Genomic DNA, 18,130 nt, shown 5'->3' with positions numbered 1-18,130 from the left:
TGTTCGAAATCCTCGCTGATTTTGATTCCACCATTCTGAGTCTAGCCCGTCCCGCCTCGGCGAGTTCGGAAGTGCCGAGTTTGTTGCGAAAACACCAACGTTCGGGCCGAGCTTGGTGCGCGTTTGGAAAGGCGCTGTGGACCTGCTTCTGCCACCGGTAGGTGAGGTCACTCCGAACCCAGCAAGGCACTTGCCCGGCTTCCGAGGTCTCAATGTCGACGAGCTCCGTTCACTTTGCGAAACGCCGCAACGAAATCGCAATGAATTGGGTGAAACGACCGTGAACAAAACGGGACGGAAGAGGCTGCCATAACAAGAAAAATCAACAACTTAGAAAATGTTCACTGCGTTCGGGACGCAGGGGTCGCAGGTTCGAATCCTGCCACTCCGACCAGATTTCCTTAGACTTTTTCTCGTTGGTGGTTGTTCCCGAGTCAACCACCGATTCAACCGCCGAAACGTACCGGCCCTTTTGGCCAATCGCGACCGCCGCCCTCTGGAGATAGTCAGGATGGTGGTGGCCATAGGTATATTGTAACACTTCCGGGGACATGCCGAGGAACCCTGCGGCTTCCCAAGTCGGCACGCCGCGCTGCATGAGCCAGGTTGCAGCCGTATGCCGGAGGGTATGCGGCGTGACCTTCCCGGGCAGCTTGGCCAGATCCACGGCAGATTTGAAGCCTTTTTTGACGGAACCGACCGGCTTGCCGTTGACCTCGACGAAACAAGCGCTGATCAGCTTCCGGTCCTTCCAACGACGCATGTGAGCAAGTAGCCGAGGCGGCAGTGGAGCTGGCGTCCGCCGCTTCTGGTGGCTCGCTTCCCGATCGACCTGCGATAGAAGATACCACGTTCAAGATCGACATACGAGCGACCAACCTGGGGGTATGGCGGTGTCGCCGCAATCGCACCCACCCGCGTGCCGGTGTAGAGGCCGATCAGGATAAATCTGGCAATGTGCCGCAATGGTCGGCGGTCGGTCCGCACCGGTTCACCCTTTGAGCCCCCAGCGTGGATCGTCTGCTTCCCGCGGTAGCGCCAGCACTGCCAAATCAGAGCCGCCGCTTCTTCACGTGTCAGCCACCGGTCGCGCGCCTCGCCTTTCGGCGGGAGCGATACGCAAACAGTGCCTCGCTCAGCGAGCTCAGCCACGAGCCCGCGCAGGGTAAATCCTTCTGGCACCGTTGCATCAGATCCCGACGTCGCTTCACCATCATCTCAGATGATCGGCCCTCCAACCAGCTAGATATCAACCTGTTCCAGTACTGCGCCTGTTTGGTTTTCCGTTTCAGGCGAGGATACTCCTGAGGGGCATTGTTGTTGGTTGGTCAGCCGCCAACTACCCGAAACGTTCAATCAGCAATTCGGTGAGAACGCGGACCTTCCTTGTGGGGTGCTGTCCGGGAGGTCGAACGACGAAGATGCCGGCCGTCGGAACAGGGTAGCGCGGCATAGCGTCAACAAGCGCGCCGGAATCCAGATAGCTTTTGGTCAGATGATCCGGAAGCCAGGCGATGCCGAGCCCCGCCACCGCGGCAACGACGAGTGCAGTACCGTTGTCTGCCTTGAACCGCCCCTGCGGATGAATGGAAATGATCTTGTCGCCATCCATAAACTGCCAGGCTTCCGTTCCCTGCATGAGCGCCTGGTGGCTGAGAAGATCGTCCGGCGTCTCGGGAGCTCTGTGCGCCCTGATATAATCCGGACTTGCCACCAGCGTCCCAGTGAGCGCTCCGACACGACGCGCGATCAAGTTCGAGTCGTTGAGGTAGCCGATCCTTATCGCACAATCGAAACCCTCCCCAATAATATCCACGAAGCGATCGCTGTAGCTCGCCTGGACGTGGAGCAGCGGGTGGCGCAGCGCCATGTCCGCAAAGATCGGCGCCAAATGCGTGGGCCCCAAGGATAGCGGTGCGGCAATACGGAGGCGGCCGCGCAGTTCGCCGGCAGGCAAGATCGTTTCGAGGGCGGCGTCGATTTCGGCGCGGACGCGAGCGGCGTGCTCGCGAAATGTGACCCCGGCCTCCGTCAGCGCGGCACCGCGTGTTGTTCGCGCGAGCAGCTGAACGCCGAGCTCGGCTTCCAGCCGGAACAACCGTCGACTGACAATCGACTTGGAGACGCCAAGCCGTCGGGCAGCCGCCGACACCCCGCCAGCATCAGCCACATCGACAAAAGTCCGCAGATCTTCGAAATCCATGATCAGCGTTCCAGTTTTTGCGACACAGATAGCCAATCTACAGGGCTATATGATCGAATTTAGCAACGATAGCTTGGTTGTCAGTTCAAGCCAAGGGAGATCGCTATGTCATCGAGAAATCAACATTCCGGCCGCTCAGCGGTCGTCACCGGCGCCGGCGCAGGACTCGGCCGCGATATCGCGCTGGGGCTCGCAGCCAAAGGCTATGTCGTTTTCGGAACGGCCATGTCGGCGATGGAAGTCCAGGACCTGAAGGACGCTTCCGGTGGACGTGTCAGCCTGACGGTCTGTGACATGACCAAGGAAGAGCCGGTGAAAGCCTGGGCGGCCGGCGTGTCCGACGCCCTCGGCGATTCCGGCCTCGATATCCTGATCAACAACGCCGGCATCCTGACCCCGGGACCGATCGAGGTTCTTCCGCTGGACGCTATCCGGCGTGAATTCGACGTCAACGTATTTGGTGCCCTCTCGGTCATGAATGCTTTTCTGCCCGCGCTGAGGAAGGCGCGTGGCCGCATCGTTCAGGTCAGCACGTGGACCGCCAGCGTGCCGCTGCCGTTCAATGGACCATCGGGCGCATCGAAGGCCGCGATGGAAGTCTTCGCGACGGTCTACCGCGCTGAACTGAAGCAGTTCGGAATTGACGTCGTGATCGCGGCGGCGGGCAACATGAAGACCGGCGGCCCGGCGAAAACAGCCGCAGCCCTCAAGCGGGTGGCTGACGGAATGACGCCCGAACAACGCGAGCTCTATGGAAAAACCTTCGGATCGTTCGCGGCCGCTCTCAACGTCATGCAGAACAGCGGCCTCGATTCGGCCGCTGCTGCACGGCGAGTGATCGAACTGGCCGAGCAACTCCCCGCACCGAGCCGTGCGCCGGTGGGAGTGGACGCCGGAGAGATGCTCCGGGTCGCTCGAGAGAAATCAGACGCCGAGCAGGATGCGCTGCGCCTTCAGCTCGTCGGCCTGAGTTGAGTCCACCCACAATCACCCATCTGACAACAGGAGCTAACCATGATCGAGATCATTGACACCAACGATAGCCGCGCCGTTCGCAACAAGAACAACGTTCTTGCGCTCTACGATCTGATGATCAATACGAAGAAATCGGAAGAGGGTACGGCCAAATACGTGAGCCCCGCCTACATCCAGCACAACCCGCTGATCGCAGATGGTTCGGTCGCGCTGGGGAAGTTCTTCGCCCAGATCACCGGAGAACGCGCCCGGGCTCGCGTCGTGGTCCACCGCATCATCGCCGTCGGCGACTACGTTTGGGCGCACGTGAATTTCCTGAATCTCTTCAATGACGATCCGAATGATACGGGAATCGCCGGCGTCGATATCTACAGGATGGACGCCGACGGCAAGGCCGTCGAACACTGGGACACCTTGCAGTTTGTTGGCGACGCGACAAACTCGGCACCAATGATCGCGCCGAACATCCCCCGGGCCAACCCGAACGGAATGTTCTGAACAGGCGCGCGTCAAGAAACGGGTCTGTTCCGGCCCGACGGTCCATGGGAGACGTTCCTGCCAGCACAACTGGCAGGGGTGTCTCGTCTTTCAGCCATCAGCGGCGCTGAAAAGAGGGCAGTCATGGTGCAGCGGGCACCGACTCTTGAAGTAGCTGTCGCTAGTTGGCGTTTCTCGGACCTTGTCTCCGGCGAATGTCGGGCGCTGCAAGTTTCGACGCTGCAACAAGACCTTGAGGGCGTGCTGCATGGCCCCGCTGAGCGGCGCCTCGCTTGTCCACGTCAACGGCGTGACCGGCGCGGCAATGGCGCCGATCCGGCGCGACGCAATCATCATGGCTACAAGAGTCTGCGGTCAAGCAAGAACGGTAAAAATGACCGCAGGCAGGGGAAAGACGTTGCAGCATCCCGATGCCATCTTTGTAGATCCAAACTTTCGCGTCCATCCTCCTGAGGTAGCAAAAGGCAACGGATCGCCCCGAACGAGGATGCAGCGAGGCTGCGCCTATCGCGCGAGTCTACCTGTCCTTGGGAAGGAATGCGTGCGCCAAGGAAAGATGAGAATATGCCGAACCACCGTCTCATGGTGGCCGTCCTGGTCGCCGCTCTGAGCCTCAACGCGGTTGCTCTCGCTCAAGAAGATCTCGGAACGCCGACGCAGCGAGCTGCATGCACACCCGATGCATTTCGGCTCTGTAGCGCCTACATCCCCGACCCCATCAAGGTTGAAGGCTGTCTCAGACAAAGAATGCCGGATCTCAGCGATGATTGCAGGTTGATCTTCGCGCGTCGCGCGACAACAACCCCGATCAAGAGACAACTGGATAGGTGAGCCGATTGTTGAATGGTGATCAAGCGTCGCTTCCATGGGCAGGCGAAAACTGCTTAAGCCACAGGAGCCGTCAACTTTGCCACTAGCGGCGTATTTCGTCGTTGTTGGAGGGGGGCTTACCGTCCTCCTCCTGATGGTTGGCTGGCTGTTGCCGGAAAATCCGGCGAGGTCTCCTGATCAGACGAATTTCTCTGATGGACCGATCATTCGAGTTAGATCCACGCGAAAATGGCCAGACAAGGTTGTCTGGACGTCGATCAGCCGGCCGTCCGGCCGCCGACGGTCGAGGCAGAGCCAGTCCGCCCCTCCATCGAGCTTCCCGATGAAACGAGTCATCAAGCGGTTGTGAGCACTCCGGCCAAACCAAAGGCCGATGCGCGGCCGATCAATACTCAGCGCCTATTACGGCGTGTCGCGCGCAGATCGCCGAGAGGACATCGATCGGTTCGTGTGGCCGCACGTCACAATCCGAGCCAGCTCTCAACATGGCAAGTCGGATGGGATTGTTGTCGGTCTGAACGAGCCGATAGCCGAACGATGCCGAGATCAACATCGCGCAAGGGGATTTCGAATCGTCACGCGTGGAAAGGCTTGCAGTTCCCCGAGGTCGACTTTAGGTGACGAACGAGATCGTCCAGGTGGGGGTAATCAGCCATCGATCTGGAACTGCGCCACACAACCAAGATCGCGCAGTACCAAACTTACGGGGATGTCCGATGTTGCGACGGATTGGGTTCTGCGTTCTGGCACTGAGCTTGTTGTCTTCGCATGCTGATGCCGAAGAAGCCAAAGTTGCAGTTCAGTTGAATGGCGTCGGCGCGCTGACTTGCGCTCATTGGCGCTCAACAGCTGCTTCTCGGGCGGAAGGGACTGTCTGGATCTTTGGATTCTGGTCCGGACTCAATTATGTCGCTGCGGCAAGTGAGCAAGTTCAGGCCACATCCAATGAGAGGGAGGTGATCGCCGCGGTCCTGAAGGAATGCGCGACCAATTCATCTCAAGTCTTGGCAAGCGCAGTGTGGGAAGCTCATATAGATCTCTCCGGAAAGTAAGTATGCGCCCGCTAACAGAGATTTTCCGACCGATTCGAGATGAGGCCGCCTCGGCCGCGCGGCAATGGGTGCACGCGCCGGTCAGCTTCGCGTTCGAACCGCTTCCTTGCTGCGCATGACTCGCTCGATCCATGCCACGAAGCGTGGATGTCTTGCAAACGTACCTTGCAAGGCCTCCAGTTCCTGTCGGAAGGCTGGCAGGATGAGCAGCGCCTCCACGTCGGACTCTCTAATCTTCCAGATTGCCGGCGGAAGGAAGCCGTGCACTCTCAACTCGAACAGCTCAAAGATCGAGTAGATGATCTCGTGCATCACGCGGCGTTCTTCAGGAGCCATTGCCGTATTGCTGTAAACAACCCCTTCCACAAGGGCAGTCATTGGCAGGCGACGCCGCAGGTCGGAAATTCGGTCTGAATATTTAAGGAAGATATCAGCTCCCAGACGCCGATTGTTGGTGTACAGCGCCGTCAAGATGGCGATGCATCCAATGATAACGGTCCCAAGAGTCATAAATCTAAGAATATGATCGATCACGGAAAGTTCTCCCCCATCACGAATTGCTTGTCCCCCAACACCGACTTCCTGGACGGCGCGCTCATTTTCATGGGCGCCGACCGCCAAGGCGCTTCGGGTTCAAGCCTCACGCAACTCTTTCCGCCAAGACGGCGTAGCGTTCCTCATCTAGTTCGTTTTGAGGATGTCATGCCTGGCCATCGCGAATACAGGTCAGTCAAGGCGGACCAGGTTCAAGATCGGCAAAGTCCCGCCCGGGATGTTGATTGCCCGACCACCTTCCTTCAACAGGCCAAGGTCGACGCCAAAGAAGCCCAACCGGTCGATTAGCTCGGCGACCTTGGCCTTAGCGGGCACGTCCGAGCCCGCGAAGAACAGAACACGCCGGCCGCCAGCGGTGCGGGGATCCTCGGCCAAGAGCGACGCGGGCAGATGGTTGAATGCCTTGACGACCTTGGGCCCCGGCACATAGTCGGAAAACACCTCCGTCGACAGCCGGCCGTGATGTCGCTCTTCACAGAAGACACCACCTTCCTGGTCTATATGGACAGCCGTCACCCCGAACCCACGCAGGCGATCCGCGGGCGCGAGGGACTGCGTCCTGTGTTTGAAAATCTTAGTACTTACCAGGCGACAACGCACTTTAATGGACAGAGCACGATTGTCCTGAAAGGCGATTCAGCCACGGGGGTCTCCTATTGCCTCGCCCATCACGTAAAGGCTGAGGGGGAGCGCCGTAGCCTGATGATCGCTTCTATTCGCTACCTCGACGATTTCGTGAAGCGGGATCAGCGCTGGTACTTTCAGCAGCGCAAGTTGATGGTGGACTGGATCGACCATCGCCCGCTGGGCGAAGGCTAGCCAGTGCGCCGGCTGACTTGTGGTTGTTCACGAGGTAGAACGACGCGTTGCGGAATTGCCGGCTAATCATCCAATCGTGGCAGCGCCATAACCAGACCCGACGCAAGAGAGCGACCTTCTCTTCAAAATCGCGGGAATGAACATGCTGCAACTTCGGTCCAAGGAAACGCTCGATCAGGGTAACCGTGGCTGGCTCAAGGCACGCCACCACTTCATCGTTTCGACTGACGGCAATCCAGCCAATAGCCGCCTCGGCCCTCTGGTTGTCTGGAACGACGATGAGATCGCGCCGGGTACCGGCTTCGGCCGTCATTCCCACGCCAACATGGAGATCATCACCTATGTCCGCGAGGGGGCCGTGACGCACGAGGACAGCGTGGGTAACATCGGCCGGACCGTCGCGGGCGATGTTCAGGTGATGAGCGCCGGAACCGGGATCAGCCACTCCGAGCAGAACCGCGACAGAGACCCGCTCAAGCTGTTCCAGATCTGGCTGCTTCCTCGCGAGCAGGGAGGTAAGCCGCGCTGGGACAGCCGCAAGTTTCCCAAGGTCGATCGTGCCGGACGCTTGATCGAACTCGCAAGTGGTGCTCCCCGGAGCGCTGACGCGCTGCCAATCGGAGCCGATGCGAGGGTCCTCGGCGCAACGCTTCTGGCCGGCACCACGCTCACGCATGCGCCTGAAGGTTTCAAGCACGCCTACCTGGTACCCGCCCGAGGAGCGGTCCGGGTCAACGGGCAGAGGGTTGCAGTCGGCGACGGCATCGCCGTCATCGATGAACCCGAACTGACTATCACGGCGGAAGAAGACGCTGAAATTGTCCTTGTGGAAGCCGCCTGAGGTAGCCACAGCACCCTTGAGGCGTGGACAACTGGATCAGAGTTAGTTGCGCTGCGCAGTCCAGTATCCCGAGCAGCGGTCACTGCCCGAGTGGCCACGCCAGGTCCCACGTCCCGAATTGATCGACAGCCTGCCCGAACCGGCAGCGTACTTGTCATGGACGGTTACCGACGCGCGCACCGCTGCCGAGCGCGCGACACAGCCCCGAAATCTTACCAGGTTCGGGTGCGTCACTATTCCATCATTGATGTTGACGGAAAAATCGTATGTCGCATCGCACGCGCCTCGTTGCGTCACGAAAAGAAGGTCCCAAGAGCCGTCAAACGGCGATCGGGCCTGCGCTGAGGAGGCGAGGGCGGCGAGGCAGCCCGCGATTGTCGCCGAGATCAACAGTTTCATTGTCATTGTTCCGCGAGTGACCAGCCGAGGGCTGCTCCATCCTTGCCTGTCCAGACCTGTCTAGCGCGCGAGCCGAGCATGAGTATTACCCGGTTCTGCTATTGTCTTGATCCTCCTTGCGGTCACCCGCGATGTGCCCGTCACTACTGGGAAGAGATCGTCCAATCATTGGACCCGAAGGCGGCTCTTCAGCTCCTCGACTTGCTCGTCAGTAGCGCAGAATAGCTTTTTTATTCTGAACGGCGAGGACGAAAGGATTCGACCCTCGCTCCAACCTCGGCAGGATCGCGAGTCATGCTGCGGCACGGAAGGGCAAATCCGTCAACACCAGCTGGACGTGATCGCGCGACAAACCGGGTTTCTTCTTGTCGGCGCGTACGCGCGGGTGACCGGGAGACGCGACGGGAATCAGAAGGACATTGCCGACGCCGATACGTTCGATGCTCGCCACGGCGGCGTCGCCGGGAAGCGGTCCGTTGATGCCAACCGTCGCGGTCCGATCGAGGACCAGTTGGGTTACCGCGCCCAGCGCTTCCATATGCAGGTGCAGTTGAACCGTCGGAAACTCCGTGCGGAACGCCTTCAATGCATCGACAATGCGCGCCGTCGGCAGCATGACATCGAGCGCGAGGTGCACCTCGGGCTCAAGTCCCTGGAGGAGGCCCTTCACCTTCGCGCGAAGCTCGTCGATGCCATTGGATATCGTCCGAGCCTCGGCGAGCACGGTGCGGCCCGGTTCGGTCAGTTGGGGTTTTCCGGTCGACTCGCGATCGAACAAGGTGATGCCGAGTTGTGCTTCAAGATTGGCGATCGAATAGCTGATCACGGACGTCGCGCGGTTTAGCTTGCGGGCTGCTCCCGCAAAGCTCCCGACATCGACGACGGTCAGAAACACCTTCAGCTGATCAAGGGTCGGCGTGCCGGGGTCGGTGTTCATATCGACTTTCTCGAACATTTCGATCCAGATTATACCAGTTATCTCGATAAGGAAAATCGCTTTAGATCGGGGTGTCTCAAAATTCAGGAGCATCCCGATGACAAAAGTTCTCGTTCTCTATTACTCGTCCTACGGCCATATCGAAAAAATGGCCGAAGCCGTCGCGGAAGGCGCGCGCAACGCCGGCGCCCAGGCCGACGTCAAGCGCGTACCGGAGACTGTTCCGGAAGCGATTGCCAAGGGCGCGCATTTCAAGCTCGATCAGGTTGCGCCGATCGCAACCGTGGCCGATCTGGAAAACTACGATGCGATCATCGTCGGGACCGGCACGCGCTTTGGGCGGATGTCGTCTCAGATGGCGGCCTTCCTCGATCAGGCCGGCGGCCTGTGGGCGAAGGGTGCGCTGCACGGCAAGGTCGGCGCCGCCTTCGCTTCGAGCGCCACGCAACACGGCGGCCAGGAAACGACGCTGTTCTCGATCCTCACCAATCTGCTGCACTTCGGCATGACGATCGTGGGACTTCCCTACAGCCATCAAGGGCAGATGAGGGTCGACGAGATCGTCGGCGGTGCGCCCTACGGTGCCACCACGATTGCCGGCGGTGACGGTTCGCGGCAGCCGACCGAGACCGATCTGGCCGGTGCACGCCATCAGGGCGAACTGGTCGCCAGGACCGCAGCCAAGCTGTTCGGCTGATCGACAACAATCACTGCGGCGCGCGACCAGAGCGCATACGCAAAGCGAAATTCAGGCTGACAGGAGATCATCATGACCAACGTCACCGGTGAAGCGGCAAAGGCCGTGGTTCGCCGCAACACCGAAGAGGTGCAGGGTAAAGGAAACTGGACCTTGTTCAACGAGCTTTTTGCCGACGACTTCTTCGATCACACGCCGCAGCCAGGTGGCACCCGCGACAAGGCGGGCGTGCTCGTCCTCTACAAGCGGTTGCGCGAAGCCTTTCCGGATTTCACGCCGGAGATTCATTGGCAGCGCGTCGATGGCGACGTGGTCACCACCTTCAAGACCTATCATGGCACACATCGGGGAAATTTTCTCGGCGTCCCCGGCACGGGCACCAAGATCAGCTTCGAGACCGTCGATGCAATGCGCGTCGTCAACGGCAAGATCACCGAGCACTGGGGCGTAGCGAATCTCTATTCGGCCATGCAGCAGGTGGGTGCGATCGCGCCTCTGCCGCAGGCCTGAGGTTGAGGGTCACTTCGCTCGTCAAGCCATCGAGATCATCAGGAGAAATATCATGTCTGTCGTCATCCGCATGCGGCGCACCGGCGATCCATCGGTCCTTGTTTCCGAGGAAGATGTTGTTGGCGTCCCCGGTCGCGGTCAGGTCAAGCTCCGCCAGGAAGCGATCGGTGTAAACTTCATCGACACGATGTTCCGCTCAGGAGCGTTCAGCACCGATCTTCCGTTTGTGACCGGTGTCGAGGCCGCCGGCGTGATCACCGAAGTCGGTCCAGAGACTGACGGCTTTGCGGTCGGCGATCGTGTCGCCTATTTCTTCGCACCCGGCGCCTATGCGGCCGAGCGGCTCATCGACATCGCTCCCCTTGTGCATTTGCCAGCCGACGTGCCTTCCGAGATTGCGGCCGGACTGATGACCAAAGGCGTGACGGCATGGCTGGCAGTCAAGAAGCTGCACGAGGTCAAAGCCGGCGACAGGGTTCTGGTTCAGGGGGCGACGGGCGGCGTCGGTACGTTGGTCACACGCTGGGCGAAGGCTCTGGGCGCAACGGTGGTTGCAGTGGGCTCACGGTCCAAACTTGCGCGCATTTCGGCTGATGCGGATCACGTTCTTGCTTCCGACGAGGCCAACCTTGCTGACCGGATACGCGCCGTCGTCCCACAGGGCGTAGATGTCGTCTACGAGTTCGTCGGAAAGGCAACCTTTGCGGCCTCTGTTCAAAACGTGCAAGATCGCGGGGCGATCTTCACCATTGGCGCCGCCTCGGGCTCGCCCGAGATCGATCAGAAAGTACTCGCCGCGCGCGGCCTGAAAGTCAGCCACGCCAGCGCGGCCGCGACCGTGACAGGCGCCATGCTCGCCCAGGCGGCGACTGCGGTCTTCGATCAGTGGAGAGACGGTATCTTCGGCGAGATAGAACTTCAGCGCTACCGCCTCGCTGATGCGGCACAAGCGCATGCGGACTACATCGCACGCAAGATCGGCACGAATCCCATTCTCGTGCCCTGAGGCTGCACGATGCGGCCTCGGTCAAAAGGAGAGCGGCGTTCCATCCGGCTGAGCCACGAGTGTATCCGAACTTAGCTGGGTATTCGAAGGCCCACGGAATCATCCGGAGCCTATTGAGGAGAGACAGTGAGCGACATTCTGAGGGGCAAGGTCGTCGTCGTTACCGGCGCCTCGAGCGGGATCGGACGCGCCATCGCGATCGGCGCAGCGCAACACGGAGCAAGGGCTGTTATCGTTTCCGATGTGATCGAAGCGCCGCGAGAAGGAGGTGAACCGACGGTGGCGGAAATCGAAAAACTCGGCGTAGCTGCCCGGTTTCATCGCACCGACGTCAGCAAACAGTCTGAAAACGATGCGCTCGTGGATGCGGCGGGTGAGTTCGGCGGCGTCGACGTGTTCGTCGCTAACGCAGGTATCACATTGCGATCGGATGGCGCGAACGTTCCGGAGGAAGATTATCGACGGCTCATGTCCGTCAATCTCGACGGGGTTCTGTTTGGCGCACAAGCCGCGGCCCGGCAGATGAAAGCGCTCAAGAAGGCCGGCAGCATCGTGCTGATGGCGAGCATGGGTGGAATTGCCGGTGCGGGAATCACTGTCGCATATTCGACCAGCAAAGGCGGTGTCGTGCTGATGGCGAAAGCATTAGCCGATGCTCTCGGGCCGGACGGGATTCGCGTGAACGCCGTGGCTCCCGGGACAATCGATACACACCTGCTCCGGACGACACCGGATATCGCAGAAGCGTCTGAAGGTTTTCGCCGACGTACGCCGCTTCGCCGTCTCGGCAAGCCGTCGGAAGTCGCCGATACCGTTGCCTATCTTGGCTCTGATCTGTCGAGCTACGTGACCGGTACTGCGTTGCTTGTCGATGGTGGACTGCTGTCGGTGATCTAGCCGCGGCGCAAACCGAATCGATTGGAAACCAGGACGTTGGCAATGCCTGGACGGTATCGGGTGGAGCGCGTGGCCCCACCCGATAGCCGGACTAGCCGATCTTCACGCTCATGCCGCCATCGGCCATGACCACTGAACCGACCAGGAAGCTCGCTCTGTCGGAGGCCAGGAAGGCCACGACCTCGGCGATTTCGCTTGCCTCGGCGGCGCGCCCGATCGGGGCCTTGCCGCCGTGATCGGCCAGGAAGCCCTGTCCGTTCTCCATTTTGTCGGCCCAGATGTTCGTCACCACATCGCCCGAGCCGACGGCGTTGACGCGAATGCCGTGTTCGATGGCTTCGAGTGCCAGCGTCCGCGTCAGCTGCACCAGTGCCCCCTTGGACGAGGTGTAGGCCGAGATCTGCGGGAAGGCGAAATAAGCGGCATAGGAGGCAATGTTGACGATCGCGCCGCTCTTGTTGGGGATCATCGCCTTCATGGCCTCGCGCGAGTGCAGGAAGGCGCCGGTGACATTCACCGACATGATTGCATTCCAATCCTCGAGCGTCATGTCGACCACGAGCTTGCTCATGATCCGTGCGGCGTTGTTCACGAGAATGTCGAGCTTGCCGAAGTGCTGGATGGCCAGCGCGACGGCCTTGCTGGCGGCATCCTCCCGCGAAACATCCGCCACGAGCGGCACAAGGCCGGGTTGCCTCAGACGCTCGACGTCGGGGTTGATGTCCTCGGCGATCACCTTGGCTCCGCGGGCATGCAGCAATTCTGCGATCGAGCGGCCGATGCCGCTGGCGGCTCCAGTCACGATGGCGACCTTGCCTTCGACTTCATTTGTGGCCGTTGAGATGGCAGTCATAATAGTCTCCTGGACTTGCGGTTTTTCGGCACGCTTGACATAGCGACAAGTGCTTCGGCGCCGAATGATCGGAAGCTAGGAGGTGAACAGCCGAGAGATAATCCGTTCTGGACCGCATGGGTTGTTTAGGTTCAGATACATAAACGATTCAGTTCCCTTGGATTTTCGAATGCGGGCTACCGGAAACACCGACCTTCGTGCCTTCGTTGCCGTCGCCGAGCAGGGGAACTTCTCCAAAGCTGCCGAACAGTTGGGACTCTCCCCGTCCTCGCTCAGCCAGATCATCCGGACCTTCGAAGAGCGGCTGGGCGTTCGTCTGATCCATCGCACGACCCGCAGCGTCTCACTGACCGAAGCTGGGGAGCGGCTGTTGCTGCGTATCAGGCCTGCTCTTGCCGAACTCGACGCGGCGCTTTCCGATGTGGGGCATTTCCGGGATCGGCCCGCCGGGATCGTGCGCGTCCGTTGCTTGCGGCACGCGTTCCGGATCTACGTTGCGCCGATCCTTTCCGCTTTCCACACGGCCTATCCCGACATCAAACTCGATATCCTGGTGGACGACGCTATCGTCGACCTGGTTGCGGGCGGCTTCGACGTTGGATTTACCCTCGGCGAGGTTCTGGAAAAGGATATGGTCGGCGTGAAGCTCGGCGGCGACATGCGACAGATTGCCGTCGCATCACCTGAATACATCGCCCGCCACGGTCGCCCCGAAACGCCGAAGGATCTACATTCCCACCAATGCATACGCTGGCGCTGGTCGGGTCGGATGACCCCCTACAATTGGGAGTTCTTCAAGGACGATGCGTGGTTCGAGGTCGAGGTTGACGGTCCACTCATCCTTAGCGAACAGACCATGACCATTGACGCGGCGGTTCAGGGGATGGGAATTGCCTTCTGGATCGAGCAGGAGCTCAAGCCCCTGATTGAGCAGGGCAAGCTCGTCGCGCTGCTCGAGGGCTACTCCGCCCCTTTTCCGGGATTCTACGTCTGCTACCCGCAGCAGCGTCAGATGGCGCCCGCTCTTCGTGCCTTCATCGACTTCGTCAAGGCCAACGCAGCGGGGCGCTGATGCTGGCTCGGCTGATTATGCGGCTGAGCTGAAAGGCCCGTCCGGAATTCCTGCGATTATCGGATCGATTGCACCCGACTAGTTTCCCCTCAGCACCGACCGGCAAGTCGGCCGTTCGCAGCTGAAAAGGGAAATTCCCATGGCTCAGAAAGTCTGGCTCATCACCGGTATCGGGCGGGGGCTCGGCCGCGCGCTCGCCAAGGCCGCCCTCGCCCGGGGCGACCTGGTGATTGGTACCACCCGACGCGGGGAACAGCCCACTGGCCTCGCCGCCGACGAGCTCACCATTCTGCCGTTGGAGATGACCGACCGCGATCAGATCGCGCATACCGCGGCCGGGGCATTTGCTCGTCATGGTCGGCTCGACGTGATCGTCAACAACGCCGGATACGGCCTGCTCGGGTCCATCGAAGCCTCGACGCCGGCCGAAGTGGATCGGGTCTTCGCGGTCAATTTCTTCGGCCCTCTCGCGCTCATTCGCGCGGCGCTGCCGCGGCTGCGCGCGCAGCGGTGCGGGCACATCGTCAACATCTCCTCGATCGCCGGCGTCGCGCCCACGCCCGGAGCCGGCCTCTACGCCGCCACGAAATCAGCTCTGGACGGCATGTCATACAGTTTGGCGCAGGAAGTCGCGCCGTTCGGCATCTGGGTGACCGTGGTCAATCCCGGAGCGTTCCGGACCGAGTTTCTGTCGAACCGTTCCGTGCTTCGCACATCCCGCAGCATCGACGACTACGCCGGCACGAGCGGGCGCGCCGTCGATGGACTCCTGACCAAGGATGGGCGGCAGCTCGGCGACCCCGATCGCGGCGCCACTGCACTCATGGAGGCCGTCGAGTCCGACGAGCCGCCGCTGAACCTCGTGCTTGGCAGCGATGCGCTTGATCGCGCCAGGGGACGTCTCGACCGCTTCGAGGAAGACCTCATTCGCTGGGAAAGCCTCACGCTTAGTACCGATTTCACCACCCAAACTGGAGCCACCCGATGACCAAAGTGACAAATATTGCCTTCATTCGCGCGAAAGCCGGCCAATCCGAAGAGCTGGGCCGCCAGTTGCTGGCGCTGGTCGCGCCATCTCGCCAGGAGGCCGGCTGCATCAACTATGACCTCCATCGTTCCGATACCGACCCGGACATCTGGTGCGTGTACGAGAACTGGCGCTCTGCCGACGACCTCACGACGCACTTCACGCTCCCGCATATGCAGGCATTCATCGCGCTGATTCCGACCCTCGTCGAAGGCGAACTCGATCTGCGGCGCTTTTCGATGGTCTCGCTGCCGGCATCGCAAGACGCGTAACCATCAAGCAAGGAAGAATGAGAACCTAGTCATGTCCAACATCGAAGGAAAAGTTGTCGCCATCACGGGTGCCTCGAGCGGCATCGGCGAGGCGACGGCGACGCTGCTCGCTGCGAACGGCGCCCATGTGGTGATCGGCGCCCGCCGGACGGATCGTCTCAAGGCGCTGGCCGAGACCATCGCCGCCGCCGGCGGATCCGTTCGGATGCGTGCCCTCGACGTCGTCAGCCGCCAGGACACGCAAGCCTTCGTCGATTACGCCAAGGAGCAGTTCGGGCGTGTCGACGTGATGGTAAACAACGCCGGCGTCATGCCGCTCTCGCCGCTCGCTTCGCTCAAGGTCGACGAGTGGGACCGGATGATCGACGTCAACATTCGCGGCGTCCTGCACGGCATCGCTGCCGTCCTGCCGGGGATGCAAGCCCAGGGGTTTGGGCAGATCATCAACATCTCGTCGATCGGCGGCCTCCGCGTGACGCCGACAGCGGCGGTCTATTGCGCGACCAAATTTGCGGTCCGAGCCATTTCGGATGGGCTACGGCAAGAAACCGACAAGATCCGTGTGACGGTCGTGTGTCCGGGTGTCACCGAGTCCGAGCTCGCCGAAAGTATCTCCGACGAAGTGGGCCGCAACGAAATGAAGACGTTTCGCAAGATCGCAATTCCGGCGGATGCCATCGCCCGCGCCGTCGCCTACGCCATCGAGCAGCCCAATGATGTTGACGTCACCGAATTGGTCGTTCGTCCGACGGCGAGTCCCTTCTGATATCGGGAAGTTTGAGCGATGACATCGTACGTCCATGACAGATGCGCTGAACCTCCGGGTGAGAACCCGGAGGGAACGACGCTTCGCGAGCAGAGCGGGATCAAAGTCAGCGGCCGACGTTTGCTGCTGGCGGTTCCGCGGATCGTGTTTCCGTTGATCCTGGCGCTGATGACCGCCGCCGCAGCCGGATGAGGGGGCCGAGAGAATCTAAAGCCACCATGCGATGCGGAGCCCCGACTCGATCCGAACGCGTAACCCTTGCCTTTAGCGTCGAATTTCTTCGGATTGCTGACTCGTGCGAATGCGCGGGCGCGGAAGTCTTTATCGGATCGCGCATATCGCGCTGCAAAACAAGGAAAAACTGGCGCGCCGCGGCCGATGAAGATGGGCACTATTGCTTCGCCGTGGCGCTATGAGGCTGCGGCCGACTAAACGCTCCAATCGGCCAATCTGCGACGCCCTGCGATCCCGCGCTATGCTTCACAGACGGCTGTTCTCCCGATTTGCGGTGTGGTCTGGCTATCCTTCGATAGCGGCCCTCTCGATCAATCCCGGATTGTCGTGATGGGCCAGGCTCGGAAATGCCTGACTGAGCGAACCTGATCTGCTTTTCATCTGCTCGGCAAGATATTCCGCGTCTTCGCCGACTCCGTGCAAATGCGCGGATTTGTACTTATGGAGCCACGGCAGCCCCAGGAAATATACGCCAGGCAAGCTCGTGATTCCGCGCTTGTGCATGGGTAGTCGCGCGGCCCCTGTCTCGTTGTCAAAGATCGGAAGATCAATCCAATCGAAGTCGTACCGAAACCCGTTGGCCCAAATGATGGTGGAGATTTCAGCCGCGCGGGTCTCGAGAGAGAGGACGGGATTGGCCACTTCTTTCGGGTCGGGCAGGACCCGGGGGCGCTCGTCCGAGGGAGATAGTTCGAGACGGTTGCGGGCGGCGTATTCATCGGCCTGCTGCAGGAAATCAGCCCATGACGCGTCGCCGCTCTCCAGATTTCTTCGCAGATCAGCCGCTATGGCTAGTTCGTTGTCATTGCCGCCGATCACGCGGCCAAGCAGGACCACGCCATCCGCAGCGAGCTGGCGCAAGTCCACGTCGTGTCCGCCGCCAACGCCCGTCAACAGTCTTGAGGTTGGTTGATCTGGGCGCCGTTCGACGGTCGCGTCGGCCTCACCCAATGCCTGTTGCCACCAGATAAGGTCCCGTCCGCGATAACGGCGCGGCGCGCGTCGATGACGGCTCACCGACAAATATACCTGGCGGCCGGCGTGGCAGAGCTCCTCTGCGATTTGACAGCCCGAATTGCCCGATCCGATTACCAGCACCGCGCCCGGAGGAAGTGCCCCCGGGTTGCGATAGCGGCTGGAGTGTAGTTGCAGCGTGGTGCCGGCGATCGGCAGAGGGTCCACCGGCGCATGATAGGGTCCCGTCGCTATGACCACGTCTTTCGCTTCGATGAGCCCGGCCGGTGTCTCGACGATCAGACGCGTCGATCCCGCCTTCCGGCGAAGGCTGGTGGCGGATATTCCGGTGCGCACCGGCGCACGAATGACGGCCGCATAGTGATCGAGGAAGCCCACGATATCGTCGCGGGACGCGAACGCATCGCGGTCGTTGGTTTGAAAGGCGAGTCCCGGCAGGCGGATGTTCCAGTTGGGGCTCTGAAACATCAGGGAGTCCCAGCGCTCGCTGCGCCACCGCTCCGCGATACGCCGCCGTTCGAGAACAAGATGTTCGCGTCCGAGCTGGCGAAGGTGATAGCTCATGGCCAAGCCGGCCTGGCCTCCGCCGATGACAATGGTTTCAATCTGCTCCTTGATCATGTGGCGGCCCTCATGGCGCGGATGTGGGCCCATGATGCGCCGTCTAATGCAAAATAGAATATTGATAATAGTTGCTTCAGACGATAGTTT

General features: G+C 60.7%; 19 protein-coding genes and 1 pseudogene. 12 read left to right on the top strand and 8 right to left on the bottom strand.

Annotated features, from left to right (window positions below):
- Positions 1-322: 322 nt before the first annotated feature.
- Positions 323-763 carry a tyrosine-type recombinase/integrase gene (locus ACE10Z_RS33580; RefSeq protein ID WP_375784623.1) on the bottom strand — a complete coding sequence of 147 codons (441 nt, stop codon included), beginning with the start codon at positions 761-763 and terminating at the stop codon, positions 323-325.
- A gap of 576 nt (positions 764-1,339) precedes the next feature.
- A complete protein-coding gene (locus ACE10Z_RS33575) occupies positions 1,340-2,203 on the bottom strand; it encodes a LysR family transcriptional regulator (protein ID WP_375784622.1) in 864 nt (287 codons plus the stop codon).
- A 105-nt stretch (positions 2,204-2,308) separates the two neighbouring features.
- On the opposite strand from ACE10Z_RS33575, the gene ACE10Z_RS33570 reads away from it, so the two are divergent.
- Positions 2,309-3,178, top strand: coding sequence for an SDR family NAD(P)-dependent oxidoreductase (locus ACE10Z_RS33570; RefSeq protein WP_375784621.1), 870 nt, complete (start codon positions 2,309-2,311; stop codon positions 3,176-3,178).
- A gap of 39 nt (positions 3,179-3,217) precedes the next feature.
- Positions 3,218-3,676 (top strand): nuclear transport factor 2 family protein, encoded by a 459-nt coding sequence (locus tag ACE10Z_RS33565; RefSeq protein ID WP_375784620.1) that lies wholly within the window; start codon positions 3,218-3,220, stop codon positions 3,674-3,676.
- A gap of 1,964 nt (positions 3,677-5,640) precedes the next feature.
- Here ACE10Z_RS33565 and ACE10Z_RS33560 read toward each other — a convergent pair.
- Entirely contained in the window at positions 5,641-6,180 is a 540-nt protein-coding gene (locus ACE10Z_RS33560; protein WP_375784619.1) for a hypothetical protein, read from the bottom strand.
- Positions 6,181-6,285: 105 nt separating this feature from the next.
- On the bottom strand, positions 6,286-6,555 hold the full coding sequence (locus tag ACE10Z_RS33555) for a hypothetical protein (protein ID WP_375784618.1): 270 nt from the start codon (positions 6,553-6,555) through the stop codon (positions 6,286-6,288).
- Positions 6,556-6,576: 21 nt separating this feature from the next.
- Between ACE10Z_RS33555 and ACE10Z_RS33550 the strand changes: the two genes are divergently transcribed.
- Both ACE10Z_RS33550 and ACE10Z_RS33545 read left to right on the top strand, forming a co-directional pair.
- Complete coding sequence (locus ACE10Z_RS33550) at positions 6,577-6,933, top strand: nuclear transport factor 2 family protein (protein WP_375784617.1); 357 nt, start codon at positions 6,577-6,579, stop codon at positions 6,931-6,933.
- Positions 6,934-7,075: 142 nt separating this feature from the next.
- Positions 7,076-7,774, top strand: a complete 699-nt coding sequence (locus ACE10Z_RS33545; RefSeq protein WP_375789979.1) for a pirin family protein — start codon at positions 7,076-7,078, stop codon at positions 7,772-7,774.
- Between the two features lie 42 nt (positions 7,775-7,816).
- On the opposite strand, the gene ACE10Z_RS33540 is transcribed toward ACE10Z_RS33545, so the two are convergent.
- Complete coding sequence (locus ACE10Z_RS33540) at positions 7,817-8,173, bottom strand: hypothetical protein (protein ID WP_375784616.1); 357 nt, start codon at positions 8,171-8,173, stop codon at positions 7,817-7,819.
- Positions 8,174-8,489: 316 nt separating this feature from the next.
- Positions 8,490-9,110, bottom strand: a pseudogene (locus ACE10Z_RS33535) (LysR family transcriptional regulator); the annotation flags it as partial.
- Positions 9,111-9,207: 97 nt separating this feature from the next.
- Between ACE10Z_RS33535 and wrbA the strand changes: the two are divergent.
- The 4 genes from wrbA to ACE10Z_RS33515 all read left to right on the top strand — a co-directional run bounded on the left by wrbA (position 9,208) and on the right by ACE10Z_RS33515 (position 12,220).
- Positions 9,208-9,807 carry an NAD(P)H:quinone oxidoreductase gene (gene wrbA / locus ACE10Z_RS33530; RefSeq protein WP_375784615.1) on the top strand — a complete coding sequence of 200 codons (600 nt, stop codon included), beginning with the start codon at positions 9,208-9,210 and terminating at the stop codon, positions 9,805-9,807.
- Positions 9,808-9,879: 72 nt separating this feature from the next.
- Positions 9,880-10,317, top strand: coding sequence for an ester cyclase (locus ACE10Z_RS33525; protein WP_375784614.1), 438 nt, complete (start codon positions 9,880-9,882; stop codon positions 10,315-10,317).
- 52 nt (positions 10,318-10,369) lie between these two features.
- Positions 10,370-11,323, top strand: a complete 954-nt coding sequence (locus tag ACE10Z_RS33520; protein WP_375784613.1) for a zinc-binding dehydrogenase — start codon at positions 10,370-10,372, stop codon at positions 11,321-11,323.
- 126 nt (positions 11,324-11,449) lie between these two features.
- The gene (locus ACE10Z_RS33515; protein ID WP_375784612.1) at positions 11,450-12,220 is read left to right on the top strand and encodes an SDR family NAD(P)-dependent oxidoreductase; all 771 of its coding nucleotides are present in this window, start codon (positions 11,450-11,452) and stop codon (positions 12,218-12,220) included.
- A 91-nt stretch (positions 12,221-12,311) separates the two neighbouring features.
- On the opposite strand, the gene ACE10Z_RS33510 is transcribed toward ACE10Z_RS33515, so the two are convergent.
- Positions 12,312-13,073 carry an SDR family NAD(P)-dependent oxidoreductase gene (locus ACE10Z_RS33510; protein WP_375784611.1) on the bottom strand — a complete coding sequence of 254 codons (762 nt, stop codon included), beginning with the start codon at positions 13,071-13,073 and terminating at the stop codon, positions 12,312-12,314.
- Between the two features lie 169 nt (positions 13,074-13,242).
- Here ACE10Z_RS33510 and ACE10Z_RS33505 point away from each other — a divergent pair, with 169 nt between their 5' ends.
- The 4 genes from ACE10Z_RS33505 to ACE10Z_RS33490 all read left to right on the top strand — a co-directional run bounded on the left by ACE10Z_RS33505 (position 13,243) and on the right by ACE10Z_RS33490 (position 16,210).
- Positions 13,243-14,145, top strand: coding sequence for a LysR family transcriptional regulator (locus tag ACE10Z_RS33505; RefSeq protein ID WP_375784610.1), 903 nt, complete (start codon positions 13,243-13,245; stop codon positions 14,143-14,145).
- 139 nt (positions 14,146-14,284) lie between these two features.
- On the top strand, positions 14,285-15,133 hold the full coding sequence (locus ACE10Z_RS33500; protein WP_375784609.1) for an oxidoreductase: 849 nt from the start codon (positions 14,285-14,287) through the stop codon (positions 15,131-15,133).
- Positions 15,130-15,444 (top strand): putative quinol monooxygenase, encoded by a 315-nt coding sequence (locus ACE10Z_RS33495; protein ID WP_375784608.1) that lies wholly within the window; start codon positions 15,130-15,132, stop codon positions 15,442-15,444. The genes ACE10Z_RS33500 and ACE10Z_RS33495 overlap by 4 nt, the downstream gene beginning before the upstream one ends.
- A 31-nt stretch (positions 15,445-15,475) precedes the next feature.
- On the top strand, positions 15,476-16,210 hold the full coding sequence (locus ACE10Z_RS33490) for an SDR family oxidoreductase (RefSeq protein WP_375784607.1): 735 nt from the start codon (positions 15,476-15,478) through the stop codon (positions 16,208-16,210).
- Between the two features lie 519 nt (positions 16,211-16,729).
- On the opposite strand, the gene ACE10Z_RS33485 is transcribed toward ACE10Z_RS33490, so the two are convergent.
- Positions 16,730-18,040: an NAD(P)-binding domain-containing protein gene (locus tag ACE10Z_RS33485; RefSeq protein ID WP_375784606.1), complete on the bottom strand. Its 1,311-nt coding sequence runs from the start codon at positions 18,038-18,040 to the stop codon at positions 16,730-16,732.
- Positions 18,041-18,130 lie beyond the last annotated feature (90 nt).

The sequence above is a fragment of the Bradyrhizobium sp. Pha-3 genome (assembly GCF_042258615.1).
Lineage (GTDB): Bacteria > Pseudomonadota > Alphaproteobacteria > Rhizobiales > Xanthobacteraceae > Bradyrhizobium.
The sequence above is the reverse complement of the archived record's forward strand: the minus strand, read 5'-3'. Positions and strand labels throughout refer to the sequence as shown.